The following is a 15,903-nucleotide window of genomic DNA, read 5'->3' as shown; positions in this document are numbered from 1 at the left end:
CAATAGATATCAAGTTTTATTGATTGTACTTGAAAAACCGTTCAAATAAATGACAATCGAAAAACTCTGATTTTTTCTCATCTGTTCTAATTCTGCTCTTGTCTTCCAAACGGTTTTTGCGTAGAATTCGCGCCCTATTGTGAATATTTTATAGCGCGCTCTGGAAAGAATTTTAGGGGGTGCGCGGAAAGCGGAGTTTATATGTACGCGGTTTTCCAAAGTGGTGGTAAACAACACCGAGTAAGCGAAGGTCAAACAATTCGCTTGGAAAAGCTGGACATCGCAACAGGTGAAACTGTTGAGTTTGACCAGGTTCTGATGGTCGCTAATGGTGAAGACATCAAGATCGGCGCTCCAGTAATCGAAGGCGTTAAAGTTAAAGCTGAAGTAGTTGCTCACGGTCGTGGCGAGAAAGTTAAAATCGTTAAATTTCGTCGTCGTAAACACAGCCGTAAGCAGCAGGGCCACCGTCAGTGGTTCACTGAAGTTAAGATCACTGGCATCGCTTAAGATATTAGGAGAGCAGATAAATGGCACACAAAAAGGCTGGCGGCTCGACTCGTAACGGTCGCGATTCTGAAAGTAAACGTCTGGGTGTAAAACGTTTTGGTGGTGAGTCTGTTTTAGCAGGCAGCATCATTGTTCGTCAACGTGGTACTAAATTCCACGCAGGCAACAACGTAGGTTGTGGTCGTGACCACACCCTGTTCGCACTAGCTGACGGAAAAGTTAAATTCGAAGTTAAAGGTCCACAAAACCGTAAATTTATCAGCATTGTAGCTGAATAAATTTTTTGAACTTCGATCGAATCGGAAGCCCTGCAATATGTGTTGCGGGGCTTTTTATATTTTGGATTACGCCATCTCTGGGTACGATCTGCCATCCAGCTTTATAGTGGCTATCCTACGGAGAAACATAATGAAATTTGTAGATGAAGCCAGAATACTGGTTGTAGCGGGAGATGGTGGCAATGGCTGTGTCAGCTTCCGTCGTGAAAAATATATTCCAAAAGGTGGGCCGGACGGCGGCGACGGCGGCGACGGCGGCGATGTCTACCTGCTGGCAGATGAAAACCTTAATACCCTGATTGACTACCGCTTTGAAAAATCCTTCCGTGCTGAACGCGGACAAAACGGTCAAAGCCGCGACTGTACCGGCAAACGTGGTCAGGATATTACTATTAAAGTTCCGGTAGGAACCCGTATCCGTGATATTGCTACAGGCGAAATTCTGGGTGATATGGTACGTCATGAGCAGCGTCTGATGGTGGCAAAAGGCGGTTTCCACGGGTTGGGCAATACCCGCTTTAAATCCTCGGTTAATCGTGCTCCCCGTCAAAGAACAATGGGAACTCCGGGAGAGAGCCGTGACCTGATGCTGGAGCTGATGCTGTTGGCTGATGTCGGTATGCTCGGAATGCCGAATGCAGGTAAATCTACCTTCATCCGAGCCGTTTCAGCCGCAAAACCTAAAGTGGCTGATTATCCATTTACTACGCTGGTGCCAAGCCTTGGCGTTGTACGTATGGATAATGAACAGAGCTTCGTGGTTGCCGATATTCCGGGTCTGATTGAAGGTGCATCAGAAGGTGCTGGTTTAGGTATCCGTTTCCTGAAACATCTGGAGCGCTGCCGTGTTCTGTTGCATTTAATTGATCTCTGTCCGATCGATGAATCAGATCCAGTAGAGAATGCCCGTATTATTATCAACGAGCTGCATAAGTACAGTGAGAAGCTGGCTGATAAACCACGTTGGCTGGTATTCAATAAAGTTGATTTGACTGATCCAGAAGAAGCTAAGCAGAAAGCGCAAGTAATTGCTGATGAGTTAGGTTGGGAAGGTGAATACTACATGATCTCAGCTGTGAATCGTCAGGGTGTGAAAGAACTCTGCTGGGATATTATGGAGTTCATTAACGCTCAGCCTCGTCAGGTGAATGCAGAAGAAAGCACTCAGCCGGAAAAAGTTGAATTCATGTGGGATGATTACCATAAAGAACAGTTGGAACAAGCATCTGAAACGGATGATTTGGATGATGACTGGGACGAAGAAGACGATGAAGGCATTGAGTTTATTTATAAACACTAACTGTCTGTTTCGGGTACTTTCATGATGAAGAGGGCGCCGTCAAAGCGCCCTTTTACTTTTTTCTCTTCTCTCTCTCAGGGATTTCCTTATCAATTATTCTGGTATAGAGATTTGTATAAATGATGTTCGAAACGGGTCAGAGGAATCCGGCGGTTACGCAGCTCTGCCGGAGTCACAGAATAAGACGAGATAAACTGGACGAAAGCGATCTGTTTCCCACTGGCTGCAGTCATAAAGCCAGCAAGGTTGTAAACGCCTTGCAGTGAGCCTGTTTTTGCAAATACCTTACCATCCACACCAGCCTCATGAAGCCCCGGACGATAAGCCAATGTGCCATCATAACCTGCTTTTGGCAGCATAGAGATGATACCCAGTTCATTATCATGCTGCGCAATGAATTGCAGGATTTCCATCATTACTGAAGGGGAAATGAGATCGTGACGAGAAAGGCCTGATCCATCAACGATAACTGCATTTCTGATATCAATATCGGCTTTTTGTTTCAGGATTTGGCGGACAGCATCAGAACCTGATCGCCATGTCCCAGGAACATCAAAATAATAATGCCCCAAATTACGAAAAACCGTATCCGCTATCATGTTGTCTGATTTCTTCAGCATAACCTTGAGCAAATCATGTAAGGGTACAGACTGATTCATTGCTAAGATCTTTTCCGGTTGCTTAGGAAATGATTGACGCCGCACATGGCCTTTCAGTTCAATTCCGGCGAGGCGTAATTCATTTTTCAGAATAGTTCCGACATAACTTGCCCCATTCTGGACAGCGAAGGCCAGTGGCAATGGTTCGCTGCGCTGTGTCAGGCATCCGGTCAGCGTATATCGGTTTAACTCACCTGTAGTGACATCAAGTTCACAGTACTTTGTTTCCGATGAGCCTTTAGCGAGTGTTTTTACTTCACTGAAGACGTTAACAGGGTAGTAAGAAGGAGTGTGAACAATAGCTGGTTCATTCGCTTGCTCTGCGCTATAGAGCAGGACAGAAAAGCAGTTTTTATCGACAATGGCAGCGCCGGGTGGTGCACTGAAACATTGGGTCATATCATTCCATGCCCAGCCCGGGGCTTTATCGTGGCTGGAAAAAATCGAAATATCTATAATGAGATCCCCGTCAATCTGCTGTATACCGGACTGTTTCAGCTTTTCGACCATATTGCGCAGTTGTGTGCGTGTCAGTGATGGATCGCCGACAAAACGGGCAATCAGGTTTCCCTTTAATCTGCTATCTTCAATATCCGCATCACTTTCCAGTGTTGTGACAAAACGAAAATCTTTGCCAAGCTGTAATAAGGCAGCCAATGCGGTTACAATTTTTTGAGTACTGGCCGGTAATGCCAGTTGCTGTCCGCGATAATCAATAATAGGGTCTTTTTCACCGACTTTTTGGGCGATAAATGAAACATTGGCCCCTGCTGGCAAATATTCAATATTCTTCTCAATCGAAGAGGCATTTGCACTAAAAACACTCAGGCTTAAACTGAGCATACAAGCTATTTTGCTGGTAACTTTTAAAAGAGCCATAGATCTCGCATCTAAATGTGGATGTATTTCAATAATATTTGTACTAATAATACTAAGACTCAATTCAGGAAAAAGTAAACGATGATCCATCACCGACTCTACGTTAAAATGATAGATTAGCAGGTAGAATGTGTATGTGAACTATCAGACTATTCTGTAGTTTACACCCCTTTTATTGTCTGGAAGCCCGCCTGATAGGGTGTGCTCATTGTGTTGCAATATATTGCAATCTACTGTTATTGCAAAAGAAGTTGTTTTTTTGCAAAAATCAGGAAGATGTTGTCTGGGCTTAGGATTGATTTAGAGGTTTAATAAATGAAACAAATTCCGATGACGGTACGTGGCGCGGATAAATTGCGTGAAGAATTAGAACATTTGAAAAATGTACGTCGCCCTAAAATTATTGCTGCAATCGCTGACGCACGTGAACACGGTGATTTGAAAGAAAATGCCGAATATCATGCTGCCCGTGAGCAACAGGGGTTTTGTGAAGGACGTATTCAAGAAATTGAAGCTAAACTTTCTAATGCGCAGGTGATAGATATCACTAAGATGACCAACAATGGCCGTGTAATATTTGGTGCGACGGTAACGGTACTGAATGTTGATTCTGATGAAGAACAGACTTACCGCATTGTGGGCGACGATGAAGCGAATATCAAAGAAAACCTGCTTTCGGTTAATTCACCTATTGCCCGTGGCTTGATTGGTAAAGACGTGGATGATGTCGCTGTGATTGAAACACCCGGCGGTAAAGTGGAATATGAAGTTCTGAACGTCGAGTACGTTTGATATTCAGCTTAAAAACTGAATTTTCCTTCCCACACAATGGTGCGGGAAGGAGAATAGAAAGTGGTCATTATACCGGTAATGAAAGTGAAAAGGCCCGATGGGGTCTTTTTTGTCATGATAAAATGGCACTTTTGTATAAATATCTCGAGATTATTTCGGTAAACTAATCTTACGCTCTTGAGCAGGGCGATAGAGAACTAGCATTTTTCCAATAATTTGCACATTATATGCACCAGTTTCACGGACAATAGCTTCCGCGATCAAAGTTTTGATTGCACGGTCTTCGCCTGCAACTTTGACTTTGATAAGCTCGTGATGCGAAAGGGTTTGTTCGATTTCGGCCAATACGCCTTCAGTCAGGCCGTTGTTACCGATCATAACAACAGGCTTTAATGAGTGAGCGAGACTTTTCAGGTATTGCACTTGTTTCTTGTTAAGAGTCATCGTTTTTTTGCTTAGTTGGGATTGAAAACGACATATTCTACCGCCATCTCTTATCTATCACCATAAGTGTGTGGTGTGGTTTGATAAGAGAGTGTAAAAAAATAAGACTCTCTGTTAGTAACAGTTGGAAAGAACAATGGCCAATAAAAAACGCTCAGCAAGCTCAAGTCGCTGGTTACAGGAACATTTTAGTGATAAATATGTTCAAAAGGCGCAGAAAAAAGGGCTTCGCTCCCGCGCTTGGTTTAAACTTGATGAGATACAGCAAAGCGACAAAATCTTTAAACCGGGCATGACCGTTGTTGATTTAGGTGCTGCTCCTGGTGGGTGGTCTCAATACGTAGTCAGTCAGATTGGTGGTCGTGGTCGGGTAATTGCCTGCGATCTTTTACCAATGGATCCCATTGTTGGCGTTGATTTTCTACAAGGGGATTTTCGTGATGAGCTGGTATTGAAAACATTACTTGAGAGAGTTGGTGATAATAAAGTCCAGGTCGTCATGTCGGATATGGCTCCAAATATGAGTGGAACCCCCGCGGTCGATATTCCTCGGTCCATGTATCTGATTGAATTAGCGTTAGATATGTGTCGTGATGTGCTGGCCCCTGGGGGCAGTTTTATTGTCAAAGTGTTTCAGGGAGAAGGCTTTGATGAGTACCTTAGGGAAATACGCTCCCTTTTTACGAAAGTTAAAATTCGTAAACCGGACGCTTCGCGGGCACGATCGCGTGAAGTATACATTGTAGCGACGGGGCGGAAAGTATAGTACCCTGCTGCTATTTGTTAACACAGTTGTAATAAGAGGTTAATCCCTTGAGTGACATGGCGAAAAACCTGATTCTCTGGTTAGTCATCGCAGTTGTCTTGATGTTATTGTTCCAGAGTTTTGGTCCCGGCGATTCTAGTGGTCGTAGGGTGGATTACTCTAACTTCATCAGTGAGTTATCACAGAATCAAATAAGTGAAGTACGTATTTCGGGTCGTGACATTGATTTCACTAAGAAAGACAACGGTGGAAAATACAGCACGTATATGCCGGTTCAGGATGAGAAGTTGCTGGATACGCTACTCAACAAACAGGTAAAAGTTGTTGGTGAGCCACCAGAACAACAAGGCCTGTTAGCGACTCTCTTTATTTCATGGTTCCCAATGCTGCTGCTGATTGGCGTTTGGATCTTCTTTATGCGCCAAATGCAAGGTGGTGGCGGTAAAGGAGCGATGTCTTTCGGTAAAAGCAAAGCCCGTATGCTGACGGAAGATCAGATCAAAACCACATTTGCAGACGTTGCAGGTTGTGACGAAGCAAAAGAAGAAGTGGGTGAGCTGGTAGAATACCTGCGTGAACCCGGTCGTTTCCAGAAGCTGGGTGGTAAAATCCCGAAAGGCATCCTGATGGTAGGGCCTCCGGGTACAGGTAAAACCCTGCTGGCGAAAGCAATAGCAGGTGAGGCTAAAGTACCGTTCTTTACCATTTCTGGTTCTGACTTCGTTGAAATGTTTGTTGGTGTTGGTGCTTCCCGTGTTCGTGATATGTTCGAACAGGCGAAAAAAGCCGCTCCCTGTATTATCTTCATCGATGAAATCGACGCAGTAGGCCGTCAGCGTGGTGCTGGTCTGGGTGGCGGACACGATGAGCGTGAACAGACACTGAATCAGATGCTGGTTGAGATGGATGGTTTCGAAGGTAATGAAGGTATTATCGTTATCGCTGCGACTAACCGTCCTGATGTTCTGGACCCTGCACTACTGCGTCCGGGCCGTTTCGACCGTCAGGTTGTTGTTGGCCTGCCAGATGTTCGCGGTCGTGAGCAAATTCTGAAAGTCCATATGCGCCGAATCCCGCTGGATACCGATATTGATGCTTCCATCATTGCCCGTGGTACGCCTGGGTTCTCAGGGGCAGATTTGGCAAACCTGGTGAACGAAGCTGCTCTGTTTGCTGCTCGTGGTAACAAGCGTGTCGTTTCTATGGTGGAATTTGAGAAAGCCAAAGATAAAATCATGATGGGCGCAGAACGCCGCTCAATGGTCATGACAGAAGAGCAGAAAGAGTCCACCGCTTATCATGAAGCAGGGCACGCGATTATTGGTCGTCTGGTTCCGGAACATGATCCGGTGCATAAAGTGACGATTATCCCTCGTGGCCGTGCACTGGGTGTGACTTTCTTCCTGCCGGAAGGTGATCAAATCAGTGCCAGCCGTCAGAAACTGGAAAGCCAGATTTCTACTTTATACGGCGGACGTCTTGCAGAAGAGATTATCTACGGTCCAGAGAATGTTTCTACCGGCGCATCTAACGATATCAAAGTAGCAACATCAATTGCTCGCAACATGGTAACGCAGTGGGGCTTTTCAGAAAAACTGGGGCCATTACTGTATGCGGAAGAAGAAGGTGAGGTTTTCCTTGGTCGTTCGGTGGCTAAAGCGAAACATATGTCTGAAGATACTGCTCGCTTAATTGATCAGGAAGTGAAGGTTCTCGTTGACCGTAATTACCAGCGCGCCCGTCAGATTCTGATGGAGAATCTGGATATCCTGCATTCGATGAAAGATGCATTGATGAAGTATGAAACCATTGATGCGCCTCAGATTGATGACTTGATGAACCGCACTACTGTTCGTCCTCCTGCCGGCTGGGAAGGCGATAACAAGAATGGTGGCAGCAACATCCGTCTGGATAAATCATCTCAGCAGCAGTCTGCGAAACCTGCGGATGGCAATCCAACCGCATAACCTAATCAAACCAAGGGCAACCATCAGTAATAGGTTGCCTCTGGTTTTGACAGACCGAACTGACAAAACCTCAGGTTTATCCTGGGGTTTTTAACATTAAGGCTCCCTAGCAATGAAACTGACAGCCAGAGGTAGTATCCTTGACCTTTCCCATCCACAGGTTATGGGGATTTTGAATGTCACTCCTGACTCTTTCTCAGATGGTGGTACACACAATACCCTAGATACAGCCTTGCGCCATGCTGTCAGCATGATTGAAGAAGGCGCCGCTATTATTGATGTAGGTGGAGAATCGACACGACCTGGTGCGGATGAAGTCAGTGAACAGGAAGAACTGGATCGTGTAGTTCCTGTAATAGAAGCTTTGAGCCAGCGTTTTGATATCTGGATCTCTGTTGATACCTCAAAAGCCATTGTAATAGAGGAAGCGGCAAAAGCAGGTGCTCATATTATCAATGATATCCGGTCATTACAGGAACCGGGTGCTCTGGAAGCGGCCGCCACAACAGGTTTGCCTGTTTGTTTAATGCATATGCAGGGGCAGCCCAGAACAATGCAGGCAGAACCTCATTACGAAAACGTCGTAGCGGCAGTAGCAGAATTTCTGGAAGCTCAGATTGGACGCTGTATTTCAGCAGGTATTGCAAAAGACAACCTGATAATCGATCCGGGTTTCGGTTTCGGCAAGAATTTATCGCATAATTATCAATTATTGGCTCGTTTAAAATCATTCCACCATCTTGGCTTGCCCATTTTGGCGGGTATGTCGCGTAAGTCAATGATTGGGCAGTTACTTCATGTGCCTCCACAGGAAAGAGTGACAGGAAGTGTTGCCTGCGCTGTTATTGCAGCAATGCAAGGTGCTCAGATTATTCGTGTGCATGATGTAAAAGAAACTGTACAGGCAATGCAGATTGTTCAGGCAACCTTGTCAGCAAAGAATTAATTTTCAGCAATAAATAACCTGTGAATAAAGAACAATCTGTGAACAAAGAATACGTTCAGCAAAGGAAGAAAGAAGTTTATGAGTAACCGTAAATATTTTGGTACTGATGGTATCCGTGGCAAAGTTGGTAACAGCCCGATTACCCCTGATTTTGTTTTAAAACTTGGCTGGGCTGCGGGTAAGGTACTGGCGCGTCATGGTTCTCGCAAAATTATTATTGGTAAAGATACCCGTATTTCCGGTTATATGCTGGAATCTGCTCTGGAAGCCGGTCTGGCAGCTGCGGGATTATCAGCCTCATTTACCGGCCCTATGCCAACACCTGCTGTGGCATACCTGACACGAACCTTCCGTGCAGAAGCCGGAATTGTAATTTCTGCTTCCCACAACCCTTACTACGATAACGGCATTAAATTTTTTTCCATTGATGGCACCAAACTTCCTGATGATGTGGAAGAAGCCATTGAAGCCGAAATGGAGAAACCACTGACTTGCGTGGAATCCGCTGAGTTAGGGCGTGCTAATCGGATTGTTGATGCGGCTGGTCGTTATATTGAATTCTGTAAAGGCACATTCCCGAGTGAACAAAGCCTGAATGGATTGAAAATTGTACTGGATTGCGCTAATGGTGCGACTTACCATATTGCGCCGAATGTTCTCAGAGAACTGGGGGCTGATGTGATAGCTATTGGCTGCGAGCCAAATGGTATTAACATCAATGAAGAGTGCGGTGCAACGGATGTCCGCCTATTACAGAAGCGGGTATTGGAAGAACAGGCTGATGTTGGTCTGGCATTTGATGGTGATGGTGACCGAATCATCATGGTTGATCATCTGGGTCATAAAGTGGACGGAGACCAGATACTTTACATCATTGCACGTGAAGCATTACGACAGGGACAACTGCGTGGCGGAGCCGTAGGTACTTTGATGAGCAATATGGGGCTGGAGCTGGCACTGAAGCAACTTGGCATTCCATTTGAACGTGCAAAAGTGGGGGACCGCTATGTACTCGAAAAATTACAGGAAAAAGGCTGGCGTCTGGGTGCGGAAAATTCAGGTCATGTCATTTTGCTGGATAAAACCACTACAGGTGATGGTATCGTTGCTGGTTTGCAGGTCTTGAGTGCAATGGTACGTAATGACATGAGTCTGCATGATTTGTGCAGTGGTATGAAGTTATTGCCTCAGGTTCTGGTCAATGTACGTTTTGCGGGTAATAACGACCCATTGCAATCAGAACAAGTAGTTGAAGTAGTTAAAGCGGTTGAAACCGAGTTGAATGGCCGTGGCCGTGTTCTGTTGCGTAAATCAGGTACTGAACCTCTGATCCGCGTTATGGTGGAAGGGGAAGATGAAGAACAGGTCACAGCACTGGCGCATCGTATCGCTGATTCCGTGAAGGGGATGAGCTGATTTGTTGATTTTTTCCTCAATCAGCGCCAGTATTTAAAATTAACCTTGCTTGTCTGAAACGCTTTGGTTAGTATTCACACCCGCTCAATCAGTTAATTTTTCTAATTGAGTGGGTGATGCAGAATAACGTTACCGTAGTATAACGTCACAGTTATGGTAAATCCCACGAGGAAACGGGTACAACATATGTATGAAGCTCTTTTAGGTATATTCTTGCTGGTCGGTATCGGGCTAACTGCTCTGGTTCTGTTACAGCAGGGGAAAGGTGCTGATATGGGTGCTTCCTTTGGTGCGGGCGCGTCTGCAACAATATTTGGTTCATCGGGTTCTGCGAATTTTATGACCCGTATGACAGCGGTTTTTGCAACACTGTTTTTTGTAATCAGTCTGATTCTGGGCAATATGACCACTAATAGAACTGGTTCAAGCGGTAAGTGGGAAAACCTTGCTGAGCCTGTAAAAACTGAAAAGCAGGCAGAAACTCCGGCAATACCGGTAGCTCCAGCTAAACCAAATAGCGATATCCCTCAGTAATTTTTGATAGAAAATTTTCTGTTAAAATAGTCAGTAAAAGAATTGAAGTAGGGTTGTTGATTTAAACAGTTATTATCTTAGCCGCTTAAGATAACAGTCCTACAATCAGTGCCGAGGTGGTGAAATTGGTATACACGCTACCTTGAGGTGGTAGTGCCTAAACAACGGGCGTACGGGTTCAAGTCCCGTCCTCGGCACCATTAATCTAGAAACTTGCGTTTTTAGTATTATCAGCGTAAGATTTGCCACGTTTTCGAACGCGGGATGGAGCAGCATGGTAGCTCGTCGGGCTCATAACCCGAAGGTCGTCGGTTCAAATCCGGCTCCCGCAACCACTTCTTAACAACATTGTACCTTTTCGAATAGTTATAAACTTAGCGACCATAATAGAGGTATTAATCCTGATTTGACAGGTTGCTTCGTGAGGTATAGCTTTGAAAGGTAATAAAAGAAGTTGGTTGAGACCACTGGCAGTAAACAGGGTCCAGTTGCATAAAGCCCCGCGTATCGGGGTTTTTTGTTATTTGACAGCAGAACTACTGGGCTAATATAGCCCTTTTTTTATGTCTTGGGGGTGGGCTTGTCCACATTAGAGCAAAAATTAACAGCGATGATTTCAGCACCAGTTGAAGCTTTAGGTTATGAATTAGTGGGCCTGGAGTTTATTCGCGCACGCGTATCGACACTGCGAGTCTATATCGATAGTGAGGAAGGAATCACTGTTGATGATTGTGCTGATGTTAGCCATCAGGTCAGTGCAGTACTCGACGTCGAAGATCCGATCCCAGGGCTTTACAACCTGGAAATATCTTCACCGGGGCTTGAGCGTCCACTGTTTAAGGCTGAACACTACCAGCGTTTCATGGGGGAAGAAGTCAGCCTGATGTTACGCATGGCAATGCAAAACCGTCGTAAATGGCAAGGTATTATCAAAGCCGTCGATGGTGAAATGATTACGGTTACGGTGGATGGAAAAGACGAAGTGTTCGCACTGAGCAACATCCAGAAAGCGAACCTGGTACCCCACTTTTAAAGTTCGGATGAGGCAACTAGGATGAATAAAGAAATTCTGGCTGTTGTTGAAGCGGTTTCTAATGAAAAATCTCTCCCTCGTGAAAAAATCTTCGAAGCATTAGAGATTGCACTGGCGACAGCCACCAAGAAAAAGTATGAGCAGGAAATCGATGTTCGTGTCTGCATCGATCGTAAATCCGGTGATTTTGATACCTTCCGCCGCTGGGTAGCGGTAGAAGAAGTAACCCAGCCTACCCGCGAAATCACACTGGAAGCAGCAAAATTTGACGACCCGGAAGTTGAGCTGGGTGGTTATATTGAAGACCAAATTGAATCGGTAACTTTTGACCGTATTACAACTCAGACCGCAAAACAGGTTATCGTACAGAAAGTACGTGAAGCTGAACGTGCAATGGTCGTTGATCAATTCCGCGAACAGCAGGGTGAGATCGTGACCGGTCAGGTTAAAAAAGTAAACCGTGAAAACATTACGCTCGATCTGGGTAATAACGCTGAAGCGGTTATTCTGCGTGAAGATATGCTGCCACGTGAAAATTTCCGTCCCGGTGACCGTGTACGTGGTGTCTTATATGACGTACGTCCGGAAGCACGCGGTGCACAGCTGTTCATCACCCGTTCCCGCCCTGAAATGCTGGTTGAATTGTTCCGTATTGAAGTACCGGAAATTGGCGAAGAGATCATTGAGATCAAAGCTGCTGCCCGTGATCCGGGTTCCCGCGCTAAAATCGCAGTGAAAACTAACGACAAGCGTATTGACCCGGTTGGTGCCTGTGTAGGTATGCGTGGTGCAAGGGTACAGGCGGTTTCCAGTGAGCTGGGCGGTGAAAGAATTGATATTGTGTTGTGGGATGATAACCCGGCACAATTTGTCATTAATGCTATGGCTCCGGCGGATGTTGCATCTATTGTTGTTGATGAAGATAACTGCACGATGGATGTTGCCGTGGAAAACAGTAATCTTGCTCAGGCGATTGGTCGTAATGGTCAAAACGTTCGTCTGGCTGCACAATTGCTGAAAAAACATCGTGGTGATGACAAATGGGAACTGAATGTCATGACTGCGGAAGAGCTGCAAGCAAAACATCAGGCAGAAGCACACGCTTCTATTGATACATTTACCAAGCATCTCGACATTGATGAAGATTTCGCCACCTTATTGGTCGAAGAAGGTTTCTCTACACTGGAAGAACTGGCCTATGTACCAGTCAATGAACTTCTGGCTGTAGAAGGTCTTGATGAAGAAACCGTTGAAGTTCTCCGTGAACGTGCGAAAGCGGCCTTGACAACGCTGGAACTGGCTCAGAAAGAGAGTCTTGGTGATCAGCAGCCAGCCCAAGATTTACTGGATTTGCCTGGCATGGAACGTGCTTTAGCGTTTAATCTGGCTGCCCGTGGCATCTGTACTCTGGAAGATCTTGCCGAACAGGGTATCGACGACTTATCTGATATCGAAGGACTGAATGATGAGAAAGCAGGAGAACTCATTATGGCAGCTCGAAATATCTGTTGGTTTGGCGATGATGCATAAATAAACTGTAGCAGGAAGGAACAGAATGACAGAGGTAACCGTAAAATTACTGGCAGAAGAGATCCAGACATCGGTTGAACGCCTGATCCAGCAATTCGCTGATGCTGGCATTCAGAAAACCGCAACTGACTCTGTTTCCCAGAAAGAAAAAGAAGCTTTGCTGGCTCACCTGAACCGCGAACAAGGTGGTACTGGTGGCCAGCCAGGTAAATTGACACTACAGCGTAAAACGCGCAGTACACTGAACGTCCCTAGCACCGGTGGCAAAAGTAAATCGGTAGCGATTGAAGTCCGTAAAAAACGCACATATGTGAACCGCGACGCGATTGAACAGGCTAAAGCGGAAGAACAGGCGCAGCGTGAAGCGGAAGAGCAGGCTCGGCGCGAGGCAGAAGAGAAAGCGCGGCTTGAAACTGAAACGAAGAAACTCGCGGAAGAACAAGCTCAACGTGAAGCGGAAGAACAGGCAAAACGCGAAGCAGAAAAGCAAGCTAAGCGTGAAGCAGAAGACAAAGCCAAACGTGGAGAGGCTGAAAAGCCTCAGCGTGAGGCAGCGGAAAAAGAAAAAGTGACTACTAAGCAACATACCGAAACAAAATCTAAATCAGTGCAAACTGAAGCAGCAGCGCATAATGAAAAAGCGCGCCGTGAAGCTGAAGCAGCAAATTTAAAACGCAAAGCTGAAGAAGAGATGCGTCGTAAAGTTGAAGCAGAAGCAAAACGTGTGGCAGAAGAAGCGCGCCGCATGGCAGAAGAGAATCAGGAAAAATGGTCTAAAGACTCTGATTCAAATGACAACAATAGTGATTACCACGTAACGACTTCCCGTCACGCCCGTGATGCGGAAGATGAGAATGACGCCAAAGTTGAAGGCGATCGTCGTACCCGCAGCCGCGGTGGCAAAAACACCCGTCAGAAGAAGAATAACAAACATTCTGAATCGAAAGCTGATCGTGAAGAAGCACGTGCAGTTGGCCGTACTAAAGGCAAACAGCGCAAACCGAGTACATTGCAGCAGAGCTTTAACAAGCCTGTCGCCGCCGTTAACCGTGATGTCGTGATTGGTGAAACGATTACCGTTGCTGAACTGGCTAACAAAATGGCGGTAAAAGGTTCTCAGGTTATCAAAACCATGATGAAGATGGGCGCAATGGCAACCATCAATCAGGTTATCGATCAGGAAACCGCTCAGCTGGTTGCTGAGGAAATGGGTCACAAAGTTATCCTGCGTCGTGAAAACGAGCTGGAAGAAGCACTGATGAGTGATCGTGACACCGGTGAAACACAGGCTGAACCTCGTGCTCCTGTAGTGACCATCATGGGCCATGTTGACCACGGTAAAACCTCTTTGCTGGACTACATCCGTTCAACCAAAGTAGCTTCTGGTGAAGCAGGTGGCATTACCCAGCACATCGGTGCATACCATGTGAAAACTGAGAAAGGTATGATCACCTTCTTGGATACTCCGGGCCATGCTGCGTTTACTTCCATGCGTGCTCGTGGTGCTCAAGCGACCGATATCGTAGTTCTGGTTGTTGCGGCGGATGATGGCGTGATGCCTCAGACCATCGAAGCTATCCAGCATGCGAAGGCTGCTAATGTGCCGGTTGTTGTAGCAGTTAACAAAATCGATAAGCCAGAAGCCGATCCAGATCGTGTGAAAAATGAATTGTCACAATACGGTATTCTTCCAGAAGAGTGGGGCGGCGAAACCCAGTTCATGCATGTATCAGCCAAAGCTGGCCTTGGTATTGATGAATTGCTGGAAGCTATCCTGCTACAGGCTGAAGTACTGGAACTGAATGCAGTTCACTCTGGTATGGCAAACGGTGTGGTCATTGAATCCTTCCTGGATAAAGGCCGTGGCCCGGTAGCTACCATTCTGGTGCAGTCCGGTACTCTGAACAAAGGCGATATCGTTCTTTGTGGTTTCGAGTATGGCCGTATCCGTGCGATGCGTAACGAATTGGGTCAGGAAGTCATGACTGCGGGTCCATCCATTCCTGTGGAAATCCTGGGTCTGTCCAACGTACCATCTGCGGGTGATGAAGCGACTGTTGTACGTGACGAGAAAAAAGCACGTGAAGTTGCTCTCTACCGTCAGGGTAAATTCCGTGAAGTGAAACTGGCTCGTCAGCAGAAATCTAAACTGGAAAACATGTTTGCGAACATGGAAGAAGGTAAGGTATCTGAGCTGAATATCGTTCTGAAAACTGATGTTCAGGGTACATGCGAAGCAATTTGTGATTCACTGCTGAAACTGTCTACTGACGAAGTTAAAGTGAAGATCATCGGTTCTGGTGTGGGTGGTATCACTGAAACTGACGCAACCCTTGCAGCAGCATCTAATGCGATCATTCTGGGCTTTAACGTACGTGCTGATGCTTCTGCTCGTCGTATCATCGAAAACGAAAGCGTAGACCTGCGTTACTACTCTGTTATCTATAGTCTGATTGATGAAATTAAACAGGCAATGAGTGGTATGCTGGCGCCAGAGTACAAGCAGCAAATCATGGGTCTGGCAGAAGTCCGTGATGTCTTCAAATCACCTAAATTTGGTGCGATTGCTGGCTGTATGGTGACAGAAGGTAACATCAAGCGTAATAACCCAATCCGTGTACTGCGTGACAACGTGGTTATCTATGAAGGTGAACTGGAATCCCTGCGTCGCTTTAAGGATGATGTCAACGAAGTCCGTAATGGTATGGAATGTGGTATCGGTGTGAAGAACTACAATGATGTTCGTGTTGGCGATATGATTGAAGTTTTCGAAGTGGTTGAAGTGAAACGCTCCATCGCTTAAACACCATAATCGACCCGTTAAATTCCATTCTTGGGGGGCTATATGC

14 protein-coding genes and 2 tRNA genes are annotated in these 15,903 nt (G+C 45.9%); 14 read left to right on the top strand and 2 right to left on the bottom strand.

Annotated features, from left to right (window positions below):
- Nucleotides 1-201: 201 nt before the first annotated feature.
- From rplU to cgtA, 3 genes are all read left to right on the top strand, one after another.
- Nucleotides 202-510 carry a 50S ribosomal protein L21 gene (gene rplU, locus Xinn_RS05035; RefSeq protein ID WP_086955133.1) on the top strand — a complete coding sequence of 103 codons (309 nt, stop codon included), beginning with the start codon at nt 202-204 and terminating at the stop codon, nt 508-510.
- A gap of 20 nt (nt 511-530) precedes the next feature.
- On the top strand, nt 531-788 hold the full coding sequence (rpmA, locus tag Xinn_RS05030) for a 50S ribosomal protein L27 (RefSeq protein WP_086955134.1): 258 nt from the start codon (nt 531-533) through the stop codon (nt 786-788).
- A 130-nt stretch (nt 789-918) separates the two neighbouring features.
- Complete coding sequence (gene cgtA, locus Xinn_RS05025) at nt 919-2,088, top strand: Obg family GTPase CgtA (protein ID WP_086955135.1); 1,170 nt, start codon at nt 919-921, stop codon at nt 2,086-2,088.
- Between the two features lie 89 nt (nt 2,089-2,177).
- Here the strand turns inward: cgtA and dacB are convergent, their stop codons facing one another.
- Entirely contained in the window at nt 2,178-3,626 is a 1,449-nt protein-coding gene (dacB, locus tag Xinn_RS05020; protein ID WP_186435656.1) for a serine-type D-Ala-D-Ala carboxypeptidase, read from the bottom strand.
- 315 nt (nt 3,627-3,941) lie between these two features.
- Between dacB and greA the strand changes: the two genes are divergently transcribed.
- Nucleotides 3,942-4,418, top strand: coding sequence for a transcription elongation factor GreA (greA, locus tag Xinn_RS05015; protein WP_086955137.1), 477 nt, complete (start codon nt 3,942-3,944; stop codon nt 4,416-4,418).
- 150 nt (nt 4,419-4,568) lie between these two features.
- Here the strand turns inward: greA and yhbY are convergent, their stop codons facing one another.
- The gene (gene yhbY / locus Xinn_RS05010) at nt 4,569-4,862 is read right to left on the bottom strand and encodes a ribosome assembly RNA-binding protein YhbY (RefSeq protein ID WP_099137614.1); all 294 of its coding nucleotides are present in this window, start codon (nt 4,860-4,862) and stop codon (nt 4,569-4,571) included.
- A gap of 136 nt (nt 4,863-4,998) precedes the next feature.
- On the opposite strand from yhbY, the gene rlmE reads away from it, so the two are divergent.
- From rlmE to infB, 10 genes are all read left to right on the top strand, one after another.
- Nucleotides 4,999-5,628, top strand: coding sequence for a 23S rRNA (uridine(2552)-2'-O)-methyltransferase RlmE (rlmE, locus tag Xinn_RS05005; RefSeq protein ID WP_086955139.1), 630 nt, complete (start codon nt 4,999-5,001; stop codon nt 5,626-5,628).
- A gap of 47 nt (nt 5,629-5,675) precedes the next feature.
- Entirely contained in the window at nt 5,676-7,595 is a 1,920-nt protein-coding gene (gene ftsH / locus Xinn_RS05000) for an ATP-dependent zinc metalloprotease FtsH (RefSeq protein WP_169923528.1), read from the top strand.
- Between the two features lie 112 nt (nt 7,596-7,707).
- A complete protein-coding gene (gene folP, locus Xinn_RS04995) occupies nt 7,708-8,541 on the top strand; it encodes a dihydropteroate synthase (RefSeq protein WP_086955141.1) in 834 nt (277 codons plus the stop codon).
- Nucleotides 8,542-8,619: 78 nt separating this feature from the next.
- Nucleotides 8,620-9,957 carry a phosphoglucosamine mutase gene (gene glmM / locus Xinn_RS04990; RefSeq protein ID WP_086955142.1) on the top strand — a complete coding sequence of 446 codons (1,338 nt, stop codon included), beginning with the start codon at nt 8,620-8,622 and terminating at the stop codon, nt 9,955-9,957.
- Nucleotides 9,958-10,143: 186 nt separating this feature from the next.
- Nucleotides 10,144-10,491 (top strand): preprotein translocase subunit SecG, encoded by a 348-nt coding sequence (gene secG, locus Xinn_RS04985; RefSeq protein ID WP_086955143.1) that lies wholly within the window; start codon nt 10,144-10,146, stop codon nt 10,489-10,491.
- A 110-nt stretch (nt 10,492-10,601) separates the two neighbouring features.
- Nucleotides 10,602-10,691, top strand: a tRNA-Leu gene (locus tag Xinn_RS04980).
- Nucleotides 10,692-10,749: 58 nt separating this feature from the next.
- A tRNA-Met gene (locus tag Xinn_RS04975) sits at nt 10,750-10,826 on the top strand.
- A 245-nt stretch (nt 10,827-11,071) separates the two neighbouring features.
- Nucleotides 11,072-11,524 (top strand): ribosome maturation factor RimP, encoded by a 453-nt coding sequence (gene rimP, locus Xinn_RS04970; protein WP_143706534.1) that lies wholly within the window; start codon nt 11,072-11,074, stop codon nt 11,522-11,524.
- Between the two features lie 21 nt (nt 11,525-11,545).
- Nucleotides 11,546-13,054, top strand: coding sequence for a transcription termination factor NusA (nusA, locus tag Xinn_RS04965; RefSeq protein ID WP_086955145.1), 1,509 nt, complete (start codon nt 11,546-11,548; stop codon nt 13,052-13,054).
- Nucleotides 13,055-13,079: 25 nt separating this feature from the next.
- A complete protein-coding gene (gene infB, locus Xinn_RS04960; protein WP_086955146.1) occupies nt 13,080-15,857 on the top strand; it encodes a translation initiation factor IF-2 in 2,778 nt (925 codons plus the stop codon).
- Nucleotides 15,858-15,903 lie beyond the last annotated feature (46 nt).

The organism is Xenorhabdus innexi (assembly GCF_002632485.1).
In the GTDB taxonomy this organism is placed as follows: Bacteria; Pseudomonadota; Gammaproteobacteria; order Enterobacterales; family Enterobacteriaceae; genus Xenorhabdus; species Xenorhabdus innexi.
This window is presented reverse-complemented; position numbering and strand designations above follow the sequence as displayed.

Excerpts from the sequence above, each read along its gene's own strand:
- yhbY (WP_099137614.1), bottom strand. The coding sequence starts at position 4,862 with ATGACTCTTAACAAGAAACAAGTGCAATACCTGAAAAGTCTCGCTCAC.
- rpmA (WP_086955134.1), top strand. The coding sequence starts at position 531 with ATGGCACACAAAAAGGCTGGCGGCTCGACTCGTAACGGTCGCGATTCT.
- glmM (WP_086955142.1), top strand. The coding sequence starts at position 8,620 with ATGAGTAACCGTAAATATTTTGGTACTGATGGTATCCGTGGCAAAGTT.
- rplU (WP_086955133.1), top strand. The coding sequence starts at position 202 with ATGTACGCGGTTTTCCAAAGTGGTGGTAAACAACACCGAGTAAGCGAA.
- secG (WP_086955143.1), top strand. The coding sequence starts at position 10,144 with ATGTATGAAGCTCTTTTAGGTATATTCTTGCTGGTCGGTATCGGGCTA.
- dacB (WP_186435656.1), bottom strand. The coding sequence starts at position 3,626 with ATGGCTCTTTTAAAAGTTACCAGCAAAATAGCTTGTATGCTCAGTTTA.
- infB (WP_086955146.1), top strand. The coding sequence starts at position 13,080 with ATGACAGAGGTAACCGTAAAATTACTGGCAGAAGAGATCCAGACATCG.
- folP (WP_086955141.1), top strand. The coding sequence starts at position 7,708 with ATGAAACTGACAGCCAGAGGTAGTATCCTTGACCTTTCCCATCCACAG.
- cgtA (WP_086955135.1), top strand. The coding sequence starts at position 919 with ATGAAATTTGTAGATGAAGCCAGAATACTGGTTGTAGCGGGAGATGGT.
- greA (WP_086955137.1), top strand. The coding sequence starts at position 3,942 with ATGAAACAAATTCCGATGACGGTACGTGGCGCGGATAAATTGCGTGAA.
- nusA (WP_086955145.1), top strand. The coding sequence starts at position 11,546 with ATGAATAAAGAAATTCTGGCTGTTGTTGAAGCGGTTTCTAATGAAAAA.
- rlmE (WP_086955139.1), top strand. The coding sequence starts at position 4,999 with ATGGCCAATAAAAAACGCTCAGCAAGCTCAAGTCGCTGGTTACAGGAA.